The organism is Leucobacter coleopterorum (genome assembly GCF_011382985.1).
Classification (GTDB): Bacteria; Actinomycetota; Actinomycetes; order Actinomycetales; family Microbacteriaceae; genus Leucobacter; species Leucobacter coleopterorum.
In genome coordinates this window covers 1,762,451-1,778,237 of sequence record NZ_CP049933.1, presented here as the reverse complement: position 1 = coordinate 1,778,237, position 15,787 = coordinate 1,762,451, and the positions used below count along the sequence as shown (strand labels likewise).

The 15,787-nt window shown below is 59.3% G+C and carries 13 protein-coding genes, 1 tRNA gene and 4 pseudogenes; 10 read left to right on the top strand and 8 right to left on the bottom strand.

Features of this window, described 5'->3' with window-relative positions; all coding sequences use genetic code 11:
- Positions 1 to 21 precede the first annotated feature (21 nt).
- From G7066_RS16035 to G7066_RS08370, 4 genes are all read left to right on the top strand, one after another.
- Entirely contained in the window at positions 22 to 219 is a 198-nt protein-coding gene (locus tag G7066_RS16035; RefSeq protein ID WP_244302831.1) for a PadR family transcriptional regulator, read from the top strand.
- Positions 195 to 380: a hypothetical protein gene (locus G7066_RS16030; protein ID WP_244302830.1), complete on the top strand. Its 186-nt coding sequence runs from the start codon at positions 195 to 197 to the stop codon at positions 378 to 380. Before G7066_RS16035 ends, G7066_RS16030 begins: the two co-directional genes overlap by 25 nt.
- Entirely contained in the window at positions 377 to 763 is a 387-nt protein-coding gene (locus G7066_RS08375; RefSeq protein ID WP_166330408.1) for a hypothetical protein, read from the top strand. Before G7066_RS16030 ends, G7066_RS08375 begins: the two co-directional genes overlap by 4 nt.
- A 100-nt stretch (positions 764 to 863) precedes the next feature.
- Entirely contained in the window at positions 864 to 1,355 is a 492-nt protein-coding gene (locus tag G7066_RS08370) for a hypothetical protein (protein ID WP_166330406.1), read from the top strand.
- On the opposite strand, the gene G7066_RS08365 is transcribed toward G7066_RS08370, so the two are convergent.
- The 8 genes and pseudogenes from G7066_RS08365 to G7066_RS08330 form a co-directional block, all read right to left on the bottom strand.
- On the bottom strand, positions 1,309 to 2,565 hold the full coding sequence (locus tag G7066_RS08365; RefSeq protein WP_166330404.1) for an FtsW/RodA/SpoVE family cell cycle protein: 1,257 nt from the start codon (positions 2,563 to 2,565) through the stop codon (positions 1,309 to 1,311). The two genes, G7066_RS08370 and G7066_RS08365, sit on opposite strands and share 47 nt — an antisense overlap.
- 24 nt (positions 2,566 to 2,589) lie before the next feature.
- On the bottom strand, positions 2,590 to 3,786 hold the full coding sequence (locus tag G7066_RS08360) for an LCP family protein (RefSeq protein WP_166330402.1): 1,197 nt from the start codon (positions 3,784 to 3,786) through the stop codon (positions 2,590 to 2,592).
- 672 nt (positions 3,787 to 4,458) lie between these two features.
- Positions 4,459 to 5,154, bottom strand: a complete 696-nt coding sequence (locus G7066_RS08355) for an HNH endonuclease family protein (protein WP_166330400.1) — start codon at positions 5,152 to 5,154, stop codon at positions 4,459 to 4,461.
- A 25-nt stretch (positions 5,155 to 5,179) separates the two neighbouring features.
- Positions 5,180 to 5,893: a DUF6226 family protein gene (locus G7066_RS08350; RefSeq protein ID WP_166330398.1), complete on the bottom strand. Its 714-nt coding sequence runs from the start codon at positions 5,891 to 5,893 to the stop codon at positions 5,180 to 5,182.
- A gap of 24 nt (positions 5,894 to 5,917) precedes the next feature.
- On the bottom strand, positions 5,918 to 6,916 hold the full coding sequence (locus tag G7066_RS08345) for an NAD-dependent epimerase/dehydratase family protein (protein ID WP_166330396.1): 999 nt from the start codon (positions 6,914 to 6,916) through the stop codon (positions 5,918 to 5,920).
- Positions 6,917 to 6,952: 36 nt separating this feature from the next.
- Positions 6,953 to 7,677: pseudogene (locus G7066_RS17480) on the bottom strand (siderophore-interacting protein).
- 152 nt (positions 7,678 to 7,829) lie between these two features.
- Positions 7,830 to 7,910: transfer RNA gene (locus tag G7066_RS08335), tRNA-Leu, on the bottom strand.
- A gap of 41 nt (positions 7,911 to 7,951) precedes the next feature.
- Positions 7,952 to 8,734 carry a TIGR00645 family protein gene (locus G7066_RS08330; protein WP_166330394.1) on the bottom strand — a complete coding sequence of 261 codons (783 nt, stop codon included), beginning with the start codon at positions 8,732 to 8,734 and terminating at the stop codon, positions 7,952 to 7,954.
- Between the two features lie 276 nt (positions 8,735 to 9,010).
- On the opposite strand from G7066_RS08330, the gene G7066_RS08325 reads away from it, so the two are divergent.
- The 6 genes and pseudogenes from G7066_RS08325 (at position 9,011) to G7066_RS08300 (ending at position 15,786) form a co-directional block, all read left to right on the top strand.
- Positions 9,011 to 10,033, top strand: coding sequence for a TerC/Alx family metal homeostasis membrane protein (locus G7066_RS08325; protein ID WP_166330392.1), 1,023 nt, complete (start codon positions 9,011 to 9,013; stop codon positions 10,031 to 10,033).
- A gap of 228 nt (positions 10,034 to 10,261) precedes the next feature.
- Positions 10,262 to 11,751: pseudogene (gene leuC / locus G7066_RS08320) on the top strand (3-isopropylmalate dehydratase large subunit).
- A gap of 2 nt (positions 11,752 to 11,753) precedes the next feature.
- Positions 11,754 to 12,356: a 3-isopropylmalate dehydratase small subunit gene (leuD, locus tag G7066_RS08315; RefSeq protein WP_166330389.1), complete on the top strand. Its 603-nt coding sequence runs from the start codon at positions 11,754 to 11,756 to the stop codon at positions 12,354 to 12,356.
- 44 nt (positions 12,357 to 12,400) lie between these two features.
- Positions 12,401 to 13,842, top strand: a pseudogene (murA, locus tag G7066_RS08310) (UDP-N-acetylglucosamine 1-carboxyvinyltransferase).
- A 74-nt stretch (positions 13,843 to 13,916) separates the two neighbouring features.
- A pseudogene (locus G7066_RS08305) lies at positions 13,917 to 14,692 on the top strand (lysophospholipid acyltransferase family protein).
- Positions 14,693 to 14,712: 20 nt separating this feature from the next.
- The gene (locus G7066_RS08300; RefSeq protein ID WP_244302827.1) at positions 14,713 to 15,786 is read left to right on the top strand and encodes an NAD(P)H-dependent glycerol-3-phosphate dehydrogenase; all 1,074 of its coding nucleotides are present in this window, start codon (positions 14,713 to 14,715) and stop codon (positions 15,784 to 15,786) included.
- Position 15,787 lies beyond the last annotated feature (1 nt).

The following is a 15,787-nucleotide window of genomic DNA, read 5'->3' as shown; positions in this document are numbered from 1 at the left end:
TGAGTTGAATATGCTTAAAACATGAGCATTAAAGAAATGCGTGAACCCACGTTTTTGATTCTGACGGCACTGGCGAGCGGCCGAAAACACGGCTACGCGTTGATTGCCGAGGCGGCGGAGCTTTCGGGCAACCGCGTGCAACTCAAGGTCGGCACCCTCTACGCCGCGCTGGACCGGCTCTCTGACGAGGGCTTGTGGCCGCGGCGGGCGACGAGGTGATCGACGGTCGGCTGAGGCGCTACTACGAACTGACGGAAGCGGGAGCATCGAACCTCGCCGAGGCGGCAAATCGGTCGGCGCAAATTGCCGCCGAGGCAAAGGCGAGACTGCAGAAGTCGCACCCCGGACTTGCCGGGGCAGCATGGGGAGGTGCGGCATGAACAGCGAAGTTGCTATGACATCAGATGAGCAGGTGTTTCGGCGCGTGTTTCGCTTCCATCCGCACGCCTGGCGTGACGAGAACGAGGCCGTTGCTGCGTCCGTTCTGATGGACGTCGCAGAGGCAGCGGGGCGGACGCAACCGTCGGCCGGCGACAAGTTGAGCGTTCAGGGGCACGCAATGAGCCTGTGGTTGCGCCGGGTGATTCGACCAGACCTTGCTGAGACAGTTGCTTCGCTCGCTCTAGGCACTGGTTTTATGATCGCGCTGTTCCACCTGATCTCGTTTGAGGTGCTTCCGGTGATTCAAATGCTCAGATATTTCTCGGAGGTAGAATATGCCCCGACTATTTCCCTTTCATGTGGTTTTCAATTTCAAACGTAACTATCGTGTGCCTGTGGATCGCCGCCGCGATTGCCGTGGCCGTGCGCCGACCGGGGCTGGCGCGTTGGCTCTCCGGCTCTGTTCTATTCGCGTGCATCGGGTGTGCGTGATTCGCCTGGGGCCAAAGGACCTGCTCATTGAATCAGTGTTGGTGCCGTTGATTTTCGGCGCCTGGGCAATGCTGGCGCTGGTCGCACGTGTGCGAGCAAAACTGGTCTGGAAAACCGCGGCGGTAGTCGGAGCTGTGCTTGGAGTCTTCATGCTCCTCAAGGTACTCATTGATGGCTCCCCGTTTTACTTTGCTCCGGCCTTTTGGGAGTCCCTGGCCTCTTTTCTGCTTCTCGGCCTTGTGGCCCTGTTTTTGGTGCTGGTCACTGCCTCAGCTCTTGGGCGAACCGGATTCGCGACCGTGGGCACCTATTACGCGGCTCCCTGGGCAATTTCGATGCTTGCTGGTTTTGTCTGTTTCAACTTGAATCTGTCGCGGGCCGAGTTCACGATTATGGCGGCGATTTTGATCCTTGCATCCGCAGTGATCTTGACGCTCAGCCGCTATGTGGATCATCGCGTGATCCGCGCGACCGATCAGTAGCCGACAGGTGGGTTCCCGACGGGGAACCCACCGCCTCCTCCCGCACGCAAGAAAGCACCACCCCGACCGCCATCAGACCCGAAATCAGGGAGGTGCCGCCAGCCGACACAAAGGGTAGAGGCACACCCAGTACAGGAATGAATCCGAGCACCACTGAGATGTTGACGCTGGCCTGCGCACCGATCCAGACGAGGAAACCCCCGATCACCGAGGTCGCAAACGGTGTCCTGCAGTGCGCGAGCAGGGCCACCAGCACAACGACGATGCCCACAAGGATCAGGATCATCGCGAACGCACCAACAAACCCCAGTTCTTCTCCGATGATCGCGAAAATGAAGTCGGTCTCAGACTCGGGCAGCCACGACCACTTCGCTTTCGAATTGCCGACCCCCGCACCAAACAGGCCACCGTTTGACAGGGCCCAGAATCCGTTGAGCGACTGCCAGCACATGCCGTGTGCGTGCTCGGGGTCAGTAAGGCAGTCGATCTCAAGAAACTGGATTACGCGGAAGACGCGGTTCGGTTTGATCGCCGTCATAACCGCGACGCCGAGCGCCGCGAGCAGAGCGATCCCTCCCAAGATTCGCCAGCGCACCTGGGCAAAATACAGGCACCCAAACACCAGGGCAGCAATGATCATGAGTGTGCCGAGATCGCCGCCGAGCACGTTGATGGCCATCGATAGTGCCACGACGGGCAGAATCGGGATCGCCACGTGTTGCCAGCGTGAAAGTAGCGGTTGTTTGGTGGCGATCACAGCCGAAACCCACACGAGCAGCACCACCTTCATAAACTCTGCCGGCTGCATCGAGAGTGGTCCGAGACGCAGCCAGTTGCGGTTGCCTCCGGCCTCGTACCCAAGTGGCGTATAGACCAGAAGCTGCAGCGTGATGCCGAACAGCAGCGCAACCCACGAATAACGTCTGAGGTGTTCCGTTGAAACCTGACTGAGCAGGAGCAGTAAGCAGACACCGATCAGGGCGAAACCGCCCTGCCGTGCGAGACCGCTCAGGGGACTCCCGCCGTTGGCGATAGCGACGACCTGGCCTGCGGACTGCACCATGATCACCCCCAGCCCCACGAGAAGTGCGACCAAGGTCAGCAGAATAATGGTGAGACGACGTAACGGTCCGGGCTCGGCCGGAACGAGGCGGAATCGGGCGGGCCGACCTGCGGGCAGCACAAACGTCGCCTTGGTAGGCGTAGACATCTGAACTCAATCCCTCGGATCAGTTCACGCAGGGCATCGTGCCCGCCTGAATGGGATCGTCGGAAGACTCGTAGGTGGTGACCTCCGGTGCGCCCTTCTTCTTCGGGTGGTGGGGGTCGACTCGGTGGGGGTTGGGATCGGGTCCGGGGTAACGGCCTCGGGATCCGCGGCCGGGTCGGTTTCCCCGGTGCTCGCCTCGGGATCCTCCGTTGCGGGTGCCTGGTTGAAGTAGCTTCCGTCTAGCACCGCCGCGACGACCCCCTGCACCCTCTCGACGTCGACGATGTTTACTGAAGAACCGTCGATCGTGTCGAAGTTCTCAACCGGCAGGGTCACGAACTGCACGCCGTTCTCTGCCGCCTCACGCGCGATGCTCAAGAACCCGATTGCGTCAAAGCGGGTATCGACGGCAACGTAGTTCTTCGTGACATCCATGAGCGAGACGATTGTCTTTGGGTTGGTGAGGGTGCTGCGCTGTTTAATCTTGTCCGCGAGACTCACCAAAAAAGCTTGCTGACGGCGGGACCTATCAAGGTCGGTCAGGTCTGGCCCGTCGCCGGTATCGCGCCTCTGCCGCACGAAACTAATGGCCTGCCGCGCATCAAGATCCTGAATGCCCGCGGCGAAGTTTGCGCCCGAGTATGTGTCTGAAGTGGCATGATTGAGACACACCTGAATAGGGGCAAAAGCTTCTGCAACGCTATAGAAGCCGCCCATTGTCATCTCAACAAAGTGGTCGATGCGAATATCGCCGAGAAAGTGCGACACTGTTTCGATCTGGGCCTGGCGACCCGCCGCTCGTGCCTGCTGATAGGCGTCCTTTTCTGACAGTCCTTCCTCTCCACTGAGCTCGTTGAGGCGCGCGTTCATCGCGCGACCGTAAGCCTCTTTGATCTTGGCTTGGGAGGCCCCGCCCGGGACGCCAACCATGTCAACGTAGTCATCGCGCGGAATCGCGATCCCGACCGCGCGGGAGCGATCCGCCGGAATGTGAAGCAGAATGAGCACGTTTGCGTTGTATCCGCCGTCGTCAGCGTCGCCCGCCTGGAGTGCGTCGTACATCCAGTCCGGCAGAGCGTTGCCGTTCTGATCGAGACGGCTGTCCATGCCCATGATCAGAATGTTCTGTTCACCGGGGTCAAGGGATTCTGTGTCGACCTGGGGCAGGGTGAAATCGGAGCGCACGATGCTGCGTTCAAACTGATTCAGCGTGATTGCCACAACAGCTACGGTCGAAGCTAGGACGACCGCCAAGGTGAGTGAGATCGTTGTCAGAAGTCGCCTGCGACGAGAGATGCGCTTTCTGTGGCGAAAAGCTGGTGGGTTCGACAAAGGGGTCAGTTGTGAAGACATGTGTGCTCCAAATTCGTAAACGTACAGTCGTGCCCTCTGATACGGGCGGGAGAGTGGCGCTTACGCGCCGTGCGTTCACGCTTGGGGTAACGGTGGGGTGGTTGGAACTTCTTGGCTGATTGAGGGGGAAGTCTGCTCTGTGGGCTAAATTCGACCTGAGCAGGGTGCAGAGGGGAGGGAGGATCACGGAGCTCACCGAGGCCGCCGTCGCACTAAGGGGAACGTGTGGCGGAACCAGTGGGGTGAACGGATCCATGTCGTCAGTGCCCTCGTCTGCAACACTCCAGGGGAGTGCGTCTGATGTTGATTCGGAGGACGAGGCCTGAGCGGCGGAAACCACCATTGCTGTGGGCGTTTGTGATTGAAAAACGTCGATCATCCAAAAAGACGGCAGAAACAACGCGAAAGTCACTGTGAGCGCAAGCGGGAGGAAGCCACTGCGTGTTCGCATGCGACCTCCTGAAACCTATGAAAACGGCTAACGAGGATCGAGCCTAACAGGCAGGCAATTGGTGAAACAGGAGGCTTGCTGAGATCGGATTATGCGCAGGTTCTGAGCACACGCACCATCGCGTCCTTTTCTGCCTGCGTGACCCAGAGTTTGTAGTTGGCTTTGACCGTGACTTGGCGAGACACGTACTCGCAGCGGAACGCCCGATTATCTGGCAGCCACGTTGCCGCGTCGCTGTCGCCCTTTTGTGCGTTCGCTTTTCCAAGCACGGCCTGCAGATTGAGCGGATCGTTTGCAAAGGCGACGCGTTGATCCTGAGAAAGCTGCTGCGCCCCCTTCTGCCAGGCGTCTGAGAGCGGCACGATGTGGTCTATTTGCACCACCGAAGAACTCTGTTGGCCCCGCACGAAGTCGACGGTGGTGCCGGTGAAGGGATCCTCAAGTGTGCCCGACATGACTTTGCAGTCGCCGGACAGTGTGACGTTTTTCAGATCCCGAGCCAAGATGTCGTTGCGCGTGTCGCAGCCGTTACGGTCGACATCGGTCCAGGCGGCACCGAACTGTACTGTGCGATCGTAGCCGGTCTTTGGGGATCGGCCCTTCACCTCAAGCGTGTCGAGAGTTCGGGCGGCGTCGCTGCTCGCGGCTGTGGGTGCGGTGGCTGCGGGGTCAGGATCAGCGTTGAATGTCTCGTTGACAAGCGCCAGAATGCCCGATCCTGCCACGACACACGCAATGAGCACGTAGAGGAGTTTGCTCGTTTTTGGTTTCGCCACGGAGTCCATTATGGCTGGGCGGGAACGCCTTGGGTTACTCGGCTGCCCTGGGGGTCCAGGGCTGCCATCGGCCATCCGTGAGCAGCGTTGACAGCCGCTGCAGTTTCCCTTGGGCGTGCTGGGGCAGGTCTGCGGCCTCCGAGCTGCCACCCATGCTCTGGCTACCGTCCGCTGCTCTGAGTCCGTAGCTTGCAGGCTGCTTCAAATCGCGCACGAGTCCCATGCCGCGTTGAAGCCCCCGCCGCCAGTGGCGAACCTTTTCTAGGTGTTCGGTGAGACCGCCTGCCACAATCGCGAGTGTCTGCCACTCGAGATCCTCCGCGGCGCTCTGCCACGTTTCGTCGCACGCATCGCAGCCGCAGGACGGATACCTGAGGTCGAGCGCTGCGCCGGCGTGAACGAACACACTCGGGAACCTGGTGAACACGAAGGTGAGCGGGGACGCAGTTGGCTGCGGGGTGAGACGCACGGTTCGCATTACCTCGCTCAGGTCAGGCGAGTAAACGAGATCGTCTAACACTGCGGTGTCTTCTTCGACTGTTACCTCGTAGTTTGTGGTGAGGTGCTCAATGAGAGCCTCGGCAACGGCGTGCAGGGGAGCGAATCGTTCGAGGTGACTCTCGACGGAGTAACTGTCTTCGGGCGGGGTGTTGTCGAATTGCGCCCAGCGGTTTCCGAACTCGATGGTGTTTCCGGCGGCGTCGGTGAATGTCTGCGGAGCAATAACGGGTCGTGTGAAATCTCGCACTGCTTCTGTGCTCCAATCTTTGGGCTACTGGGCGTCCAGCCTACTCACGAGTGAGGTCTCTTCCTCGTCGCTCAGCCCCGCGCCATTCACCGTCACAATGTTGTGAGCGGTGGCCCAGGCAAGTGTGTCTGCGAGGGTTTTCGCGAGCGGCCTTAACCGCAGGCCTGCGTTCTTTGCACTGGAGTTGGAGAGCGCGCCGATCCCTCGCGCTTCCGCGTCAGTGACCCAGAGCGGAAGCGAACGTGGCCCCGACCACTGGGCAACTCCGTTGGCGATGAGCCAGTCGGACGAGGCAGGAACGAGCTTGCCCTGATGGTGTGTGATCGTTCGAGCGATGTCGAGGTGGTGATTGAGTAAGACCGGATCTCCAGCGGCATTGAAGATGCCTCGTATGGAATGTTCGAGCAGGTGAATGATCCACGCCGCGAGATCTCGCACATCGATGACCGAGGTGAGCTGGTCACTTGCTTCGGGAACAAGAACTCGCCCGTCGGGGGTGGAAGGGTTCGCAAGGCGTAGGGGCCAGTAGCTGGTGCGTCCGGTTGGATCTCCGGGCCCACCAATCAGCCCGGGTCGAATGATGATTGTGCGTTTGGGGCCAAATGCAGCGAGCACCGCGTCTTCGCAGGCAACCTTTGCCTCGCCGTACTCTTCCGTCGAGGCCATCACGCCTGCAACTAGGGGAGTATTCAGCGGTGCGGTCTCGGCGATTCCGTCTTCCGCAAGCGATGCGTAGGCGTTGCAGGATGAGATGTACACGTATTGGTCCGCGAACGCGGCAAGATCACGAACGGACCGCCGCACGTAACCGGGTTGACTGGCAACATCAATCACGGCGTCCCAAGTGTCGTGTGTGACCGGCGATAGTCCGTGATCCTCGTCACGGTCTGCCCGCACCAGGTTCACGCCCTTCGGCACGTCAGTGCCCCGCGCCAAGCAGGTGACCTCGTGACCCGAGGTGACGGCAGCCTCGGCGATGGTGTGCCCAAGCCAGGCTGTGCCACCGAGCAGCAAGATCCTCATGTGTCCAGCCTCTCAGATTTTGCCCGGGCAGGCGGCTCAGTCCTCGAGAAAAATTTGCCCTACGGGTTCGCGCTTTTCCGCTTGGAAGCGGTCCTCCGAACGACCGCGGGCCCAGTATCCAGAAAGTGACATCTGGGTGCGAGGAACATCCTTCTCCGCGACCAGCAAACGGCGCAGCGCCTTCATCGATTCTCGCTCGCCGTGGGCAAACACCTGCACGGATCCGTCAGGCCATTCGTAGCCGCGCACGTGTTCTACAAGTAGTTCGTGCTCTGGGGTCGAGCTGACGAGCCACTGTACCTTGACACCCATGGGGGCTACGAGGTTGAGTATCGCGTCCTCGTTCTCGACCTCAATGAACGCGACGCCACGGGCGTTGTGGGGAGCGCCTCTAACGCCGCCGCGATCGCTGGAACCGCGGACAGGTCTCCCGCGAACAGATACCAAGCTGCGTTGGGATCGGGCAGGTAGCCGCCTCCAGGGCCAACCAGGGTGATGCGGTCTCCAACTCGGGCTGACGCAGCCCAGCGACCAGCGAGGCCCTCCTCGCCGTGCACAACAAAGTCGATATCGAGCGTGCGACTCTCAGCATCGACCCGACGAACCGTATATGTGCGGGTGACGGGGTGCGATTCCGGGGCGGGAGTCACGAACTTGAGCTTGACGTACTTGTCGGTTTCGGGCCGATCCTCAAACCGGGCGAAGCCTTCGCCGCCGAGCCGCACACGTACCAGGTGAGGACTCAGGTGCTCAGTTCCCATTACTTCAAGCTCGGTCGATGGGTGCGGGGCACGGGGAGTCTGACTCATGGCCTCACGGTATCGATGGTTCCTGACTGTGCGCAGCTAGAAAGAAGCTCGATTATTTAGTAAAGGGTGAGGTGGTATTAGGCCGAGGCCCAACCACTATTACGTGCGCGAGGGGGACTTGAACCCCCACGTCCGAAGACACTGGAACCTAAATCCAGCGCGTCTGCCAATTCCGCCACTCGCGCGTGAGCGTGCCCGGAGGCACCGGTCTAGCATAGCGTCAAAACTAGCGTGGGTGGTGCTCCACGACCTCGGCTCCGTCGGGTAGCTGTGTTCCGGCGGGCAAACGAACGGTGACAAAACCGTCAGTGTGAGCGACCGGAGCTGCTGCAACAGTAACGTCAGCCTCGCGCGGATGCATCAACTCGGCCTCGATCCTGCCAGCTGTAACCTGCTCGTGCTTCTCTCCGGGGTGTTTTTTGCTCAGGTGATCGATCCAGGCAAGAGCAAGCGCCGACACGATAAACGCGAGGTGGATCATGACTTCCCAGAACACACCGTCGTAAGAGTAGATCACCTTACCGTCACCGTCGAGCACGATGCCTTTGTCCATCCGCCCAACCTCGATGAAGGTCTTCAGCAGGTGGATTGACGAGATCGAGATGATCGAAATCGCTAGTTTCACCTTCAGTAGGTTCGCGTTGACGTGCGAGAGCCAGTCTGGCTCGTCGTGGTGACCGTCCACGCGAATCTTCGATACAAAGGTCTCGTACCCGCCGATGATCACCATGATCAATAGATTCGCGATCATCACGATGTCGATCAGGGCAAGCACACTGAGCATAACTTCGGTCTCGGAGAACTTGCCCGAGATCACAGACTTCTCGATGAGGTGCCATAATTCCACAAAGAAGAGCACCACATACACGGCCTGCGCAATAATCAGGCCGAGATACAGCGGCGCCTGCAACCAGCGGCTCGCAAAGATAAACCCGGCAAGGGTGCGCGAAGCGAAACCCGGGCCGCGTTCGGCGCTGCGCTGAATGGAGTTGCTGGATTGATTGCTCACGGGTACCTCTCGTGGTGGTCACGGTCCAGCCAATGTTAGCGCAGCGAATGAAACAGAAAACTGGATTCGGCAGCAGAACCAAGCGCAGCACAGTACACTGAATGCGAACGAGGGGGAGTATTCCTGCTTTCGTCAGCATCGTCAGTACGCGTCGCTCAGTGGCGGCGCCGGTGCTGGCCGGTGTTGTGAAGGTTCTGTGAGGATCAAGATCGCACCGGGAAGAGACCTTCGGTAATCCCCGCACCCGAAAGTGCCTAGCCGAAAGAGTTGCCGCAGTTGAGTTCAGTTCTCCCGCTCGCGTTTGAAATTGGATCGATGGTCGTGTTGGTCGCGATTCTGATCCTCGACCTTGCCCTTATTATTCGTCGGCCTCACGTGCCAACCATGCGCGAGGCGAGCCTCTGGGTGGGATTTTACGTATTGCTCGCTTTGGTTTTCGCGGGCATTATTTTCTTACTTGGGGATGTGCAGCACGGCACCGAGTTCTTGGCTGGCTGGCTCACCGAATACAGCTTGTCGATCGACAACCTGTTTGTGTTTGTATTGATTCTCGGTGCATTTAAGGTGCCGAGCGCCTACCAGCAGCGCGCACTCATGATTGGAATCGTGCTCGCACTCGTCTTCCGCGGCATCTTTATTCTCGCCGGTGCGGCCTTGATCGAGCGCTTCATCTGGATCTTCTTCATCTTTGGTGCCTGGCTTGTATGGACGGCTTGGCAGCAGGTGAAGCCGGGCGGTCACGAGGATCAGGGCGACAGCTGGCTGATCCGCAAAGTGAAGCAGGTGTTGCCCTTCAGCGATGACTTTGACGGAGGCAAGCTGCGCACGGTCGTCGATGGTAAGCGTATGTTTACCCCGTTCTTGCTTGTGTTGATTTCGCTCGGCGCGACCGACTTGCTGTTTGCGCTTGACTCCATCCCCGCGATCTTCGGCATCACGCAGAGCCCGTTCATTGTCTTCACGGCAAACGTGTTTGCGCTCATGGGCCTGCGTCAGCTCTACTTCCTGCTGGGCGGATTGCTCGAGCGGCTGGAATACCTTAAGTACGGCATCGCAGCGATCCTCGCGTTCATCGGTGTGAAGCTGATCTTGCACGCCCTGCACGAGAACGAGCTGCCCTTTATTAACGGTGGTGAGCACGTGAACGTGCCCGACGTCAGCACCATGATGTCACTCGGATTCATCGTGCTGGCGATGGTCGTCGCCACGATCGCCAGTGTTATCAAGATGCGTCGTGATGCTGCAAAGGCAGGGGACAGGATACACCTCGGTGCAAACGAGAAGGCGCACCGGGAATAGAGCTCTACCAACACAGCAGTTGTCGGTGGTGCGGTGGTAGACTCCTTCGCATGCGTCAGTGGCAGCTACTTCTTCAGAGCCGCGACGGGGATTAGCTCTAGGCCACCCGTCGCGGAGTCTTCACGTGGCCGTCCACCGCAGCAACAACCCTCTAAAGCTGCGTGGAATTAACACCGTGCGATCGATGTTGAACAACACGAGAGCGTCAAAACTTGAGAAGAGAACCACATGAGTGATCAGAACGCAGCTGAAGCTTCTGCGCCGCGCACCCTGGCGGAAAAGCTCTGGGACGACCACGTCGTCGTTAAGGGCAAGAACGGCGAGCCAGACCTCATTTACATTGATCTCCACCTGATTCACGAGGTCACGAGCCCGCAGGCGTTTGACGGCTTGCGAGTGGCAAACCGCCCCTGCGCCGGGTCGACCTGATGATTGCGACGGAGGATCACAACACTCCAACGCTCAACATCACTCGGCAGATCGAAGATCCCACGAGTCGCCTGCAGATCGAGACCCTCCGTCACAACGTCGAAGAGTTCGGTGTGCGCTCGCACCCGCTCGGCGACAAAGAGCAGGGCATCGTTCACGTGGTTGGCCCGCAGCTCGGCCTGACCATGCCGGGTATGACCGTCGTTTGCGGCGACAGCCACACCTCAACCCACGGCGCCTTTGGCTCCATTGCCTTCGGGATCGGCACGAGCGAAGTTGAGCACGTCATGGCGACCCAGACGCTGCCGCTGAAGCCCTTCAAAACGATGGCCATCAACGTTGAGGGTGAACTGCGCCCGGGCGTTACCGCCAAAGACATCATCCTCGCCGTGATCGCGAAGATCGGAACCGGTGGTGGCCAGGGCTACGTGCTGGAATACCGCGGAGCCGCGATTCGTGCACTGTCCATGGACGGCCGCATGACGATCTGCAACATGTCGATCGAGGCCGGTGCTCGCGCTGGCATCATTGCTCCCGACGAGACAACATTTGATTATGTCAAAGGTCGGGAGCACGCCCCCAAGGGTGCCGATTGGGACGAGGCAGTTGCCTACTGGAAAACGCTGCCCACCGACGAAGGAGCAGTGTTCGACGCCGAGGTGTTCATCGATGCCAGCGAATTGGAGCCGTTTGTAACCTGGGGCACTAACCCAGGGCAGGGTGTCGCTCTCAGTGAAACCGTACCGAACCCGGCAGACATTCAGGATCCAAACCAGCGTGCTGCCGCAGAGCGCGCGCTCGAATACATGGACCTCGCAGCGGGCACACCAATGAAACAGATTCCGGTAGACGCTGTGTTCATGGGATCATGCACCAACAGTCGTCTTGATGACCTGCGCACCTTCGCTGGCATCATCAAGGGCAAGCAGAAAGCCGAGGGCGTCCGCCTAATGGTGGTTCCCGGCTCTGCTCGAGTGCGTCTTGAAGCCGAGGCAGAAGGCATCGACAAGATCGTCGAGGAGTTCGGCGGCGAGTGGCGCTTCGCGGGCTGCTCGATGTGTTTGGGCATGAACCCGGATCAGCTGGAGCCCGGTGAGCGCTGCGCCTCTACGTCAAACCGCAACTTTGAGGGTCGCCAGGGCAAGGGCGGTCGCACGCACCTGGTTTCGCCTCTCGTCGCCGCGGCGACGGCGATTCGAGGCACGCTGTCGAGTCCATGGGACCTTCAAACAGACGCCGCAAATGGAATTACGCACGACGCCGTGTCTGCAGAGAAGGTCGAGGCCTAACCATGGAAAAGTTCACCACCTTTACAGGCATTGCAGCACCGCTGAAGCGCTCAAACGTTGACACCGATCAGATCATCCCCGCGGTGTTTCTGAAGCGAGTCACTAAGACAGGGTTTGATGATGCGCTGTTTTACCACTGGCGGCAGGATCCTGAATTCGTGCTGAATCAGCCGGCGTACGAGGGCGCTGAGATCCTCGTGGCTGGTCCCGACTTCGGCACAGGTTCCTCACGTGAGCACGCCGTGTGGGCTCTGCGTGACTATGGCTTCCGTGTTGTGATCTCGGCGCGTTTCGCCGATATTTTTCGCGGTAACTCCGGCAAACAGGGGCTCCTCGCTGCACAGGTCGAAGAGGTAGATGTTGAGCGCCTCTGGGCCGCGATGGACACAGCTCCAGGCGCTAAGCTAACTGTCAGTCTGGATGACCGCACGGTTTCGATTGGGGACTTGACAGTGCCCTTCCAGATCGACGACTACACACGTTGGCGTCTGACGGAGGGACTTGACGATATTTCGTTGACACTTCGAAGTGAAGACAAAATTACCGAGTTTGAGTCGCGCCGTCCGAGCTGGATGCCAACAACAACAGCGGTGGGAGCCGAGTGAGTAATCAGAACACCCTTGAGGTTGATGAGCAGGAGCTGCAGAGCATGAGCGTTTCGGAGAACGATGTGTTTGAGAGTGAAACAGAGCTACTGAAGCGATCACCCGAAGACCTTGAGGCTGCCGGACGTAAACTTGATGCGCAGAAGGCAGGCGCGCGCGTCGGTCTCACCTCCGATGAGATCATCATCAATGGTGGCCGCCCCCTCAAGGGACGCATTGAGGTTCGCGGCGCGAAGAACCTCGCGACCAAAGCGATGGTTGCCGCTCTGCTGGGCAAGACCCCTAGCGTGCTGCGCAACGTGCCCAACATTTCGGATGTGCGTGTTGTCGCGGGGCTGCTGGCACTGCACGGTGTGCTCATCACCCGCAACGAAGATCAGACTGAGTGGCGTCTTGACCCTCAAACGTTGAAGTTGCGCACCAGGCAGACATCGACGCACACGCCGGATCCTCGCGGATCCCGATCCTCTTCTGCGGCCCGCTGCTTCACCGGCTCGGTGAGGCCTTCATTCCTGACCTTGGTGGGTGCAGGATCGGTGATCGCCCGATCGACTTCCATCTTGATGCGCTGCGCAACTTTGGTGCGGTCATCGAGAAGCTGCCGAGTGGCATTAGCTTGACCGCACCCAACGGACTCAAAGGTGCAAACATTGAGTTGCCGTACCCGTCTGTCGGAGCTACCGAGCAAGTGTTGCTAACAGCGGTGCTTGCCGAGGGCCAGACCGAGCTTCGCAACGCGGCAATTGAGCCCGAGATTATCGACCTCATCTGTATTCTGCAGAAGATGGGTGCGATCATTACGGTCGAGCCGAACCGCGTCATCTTCATTGAGGGTGTACCCGAGCTTCGTGGATACGATCACCGCGCAATCTTTGACCGCAACGAGGCGGCAAGCTGGGCGGCCGCAGCACTTGCCACTAAGGGTGATGTGTTTGTCGGAGGAGTGAAGCAGGAAGAGATGATGACTTTCCTCAACGTCTTCCGCAAGGTTGGTGGTGACTTCGATGTGCACGACGACGGTATCCGTTTCTGGCACCCGGGTGGCACACTCAAGCCCGTGACCATCGAGACCGATGTACACCCCGGCTTTATGACCGACTGGCAGCAGCCGCTTGTGGTCGCACTAACCCAGGCTGAGGGAGTGTCGACCATTCATGAGACCGTCTACGAGAATCGGTTCGGTTTCACCGACGCCCTCAACAAGATGGGCGCTGAGATTACCGTCTATAAAGACGGCCTGAGTGACGACTCTCGAAGGGTGATGCGTCGAGAGTTCGAGCAAGCAGCTGTTATTACCGGACCAACGCCACTCACGGGAGCCGACATCGAGGTGCCTGATTTGCGAGGCGGTTTCAGCCACCTGATTGCTGCTCTGACGGCAGAGGGGCAATCGAAGGTCACCAACCTCGGCATTATCTCGCGCGGGTATGAAAACTTTATCGAGAAGCTGCGGCTTCTCGGCGCTGATTTTGTGTTCGAGAGCTAGGGCGCGGTCGAGCGATTCTGTGAGTTCCGACTTGTTATGCAGCTGCGGAACGCATGCTTCGAGATAATTGAGTTATGACTGAAACGGTGAAGCTGCGGAGCCTGAACTCCGCGGAGAAACGACGCCCCAGCCTCTTCTGGGTGCTGGCCGCATTAATCCTTCCGGTGTGGTCGATGATGGTGCGTTACCGCTTCACTCCCTCATCTCGTTTGCCGCAGTCCGGGCCATTTATTATCGCGCCGAACCACTTCAGCGAGGTCGACCCGATTGCCATGGGTGCAGCTGTGTGGCACCTGGGGCGAGCGCCACGTTTTATGGCCAAAGCGAGCCTTTTTAAGGTTCCTGTGCTGGGCGGATTGATGCGGGCGACAGGTCAGGTGCCGGTTGAGCGCGCGGGAACAGCGCCGAGTCGTGATGGTCAGAAAAATCCAATGGGGGCTGCTTCACAGCTGATTGAGCAGGAAGCCGCTGTTGTCGTGTACCCGAAGGAACACTGACGCGCGATCCTGACCTCTGGCCCATGCGCGGAAAAAGTGGTGCGGTTCGTTTGGCGCTGGAGTCGGGTGTGCCCTTGATCCCTGCCGCCCACTGGGGCACGGAAAAGCTCATGCCGCGTTATGCGAAGCGGATCAAGCCGTTCCCGCGCAAAACTATTGAGGTATCGATTGGTGAGCCGATCGACCTCAGTAAGTTTAGGGACCGCCCGCTTGACCAAAAGACGATCAACGAAGCGACGAGTATGTTGATGGACGCGATCACTGCCTTGCTCGCTGACTTACGAGGTGAAACACCCCCTGCGGAGCGCTGGGATCCAAGCAAACACCAGCAGAGTGAGACAGGACGATTTTGAGCACCAAGTCGATTCCGGTCGTGACTTCTAATAACGGGACCCGCAATCGCGGGCGCAAAGTGGCTGTGATCGGCTCGGGTAGCTGGGGCACCACCTTCGCGAAGGTGCTGAGCGACGCTGGGTGCGAGGTGACCGTGTGGGCCCGCAGGCCAGAGATCGCAAGCGAGATTCAGGTCGCAAAACGCAACAGCCAGTACCTGCCCGGCATCAATTTGCCGAAGACCCTCAAAGCGACCGACGATTTGGCGACGGCGCTGAAGGGTGCACGGCTCGTGTTTCTTGCTGTGCCGAGCCAGACGCTGAGGCAGAACTTGCTTGATCTTGAGCCGTTTCTTGATCGGCGCAGTGTGCTTGTGAGCCTGGTGAAGGGCGTCGAACAGACGACAACCATGCGTATGTCTGAGGTGATCATTGACACTCTGGATATTGGTCCGGAGCGTGTGGGTGTGATCTCAGGGCCAAACATCGCGCTCGAGATCGCGAAGGAGCAGCCGACCGGGGCCGTTGCCTCGTGCGTGGATCTGCAGGTTGCGCAGGAGATTGCCACCTCTTGTTCTGCCCCCTACTTTCGCACCTACGTCAACACTGACGTTGTTGGTACCGAACTCGGTGGTGTGCTGAAAAACCTGATCGCCCTGGCCATTGGCATCGTCGATGGTGTGGGCTACGGAGAGAACACTAAGGCCGCCATCATCACGCGTGGACTCGCTGAGATGACTGAATTCGCCGTGGCTTCGGGCGCAGATCCTGTCACCCTTTCGGGGCTTGCTGGCCTTGGCGACTTGATCGCTACCTGCCAGTCGCCGCTCTCACGGAATAATACGGCTGGTCGCTTGATTGGGCAGGGATATTCACAAGAGGAGACCCGCGAGCAGATGCAGCAGACGGCCGAGGGCATCACCTCGGTGCCGCCCGTTCTGGAACTCGCACATGAGCGCGGTATCGTGATGCCGATCGTTGAGCAGGTGCAGATGGTACTCAGCGGCACGATGGCGCCGAAGAACCTTGGACCGCACCTTGCGACCGAAGACGACGTGCCGCGGCCCGAGCTGAGACTCGGTGTGCCGCAGCCGGGCGTTGGGAGCGCTTTATGAA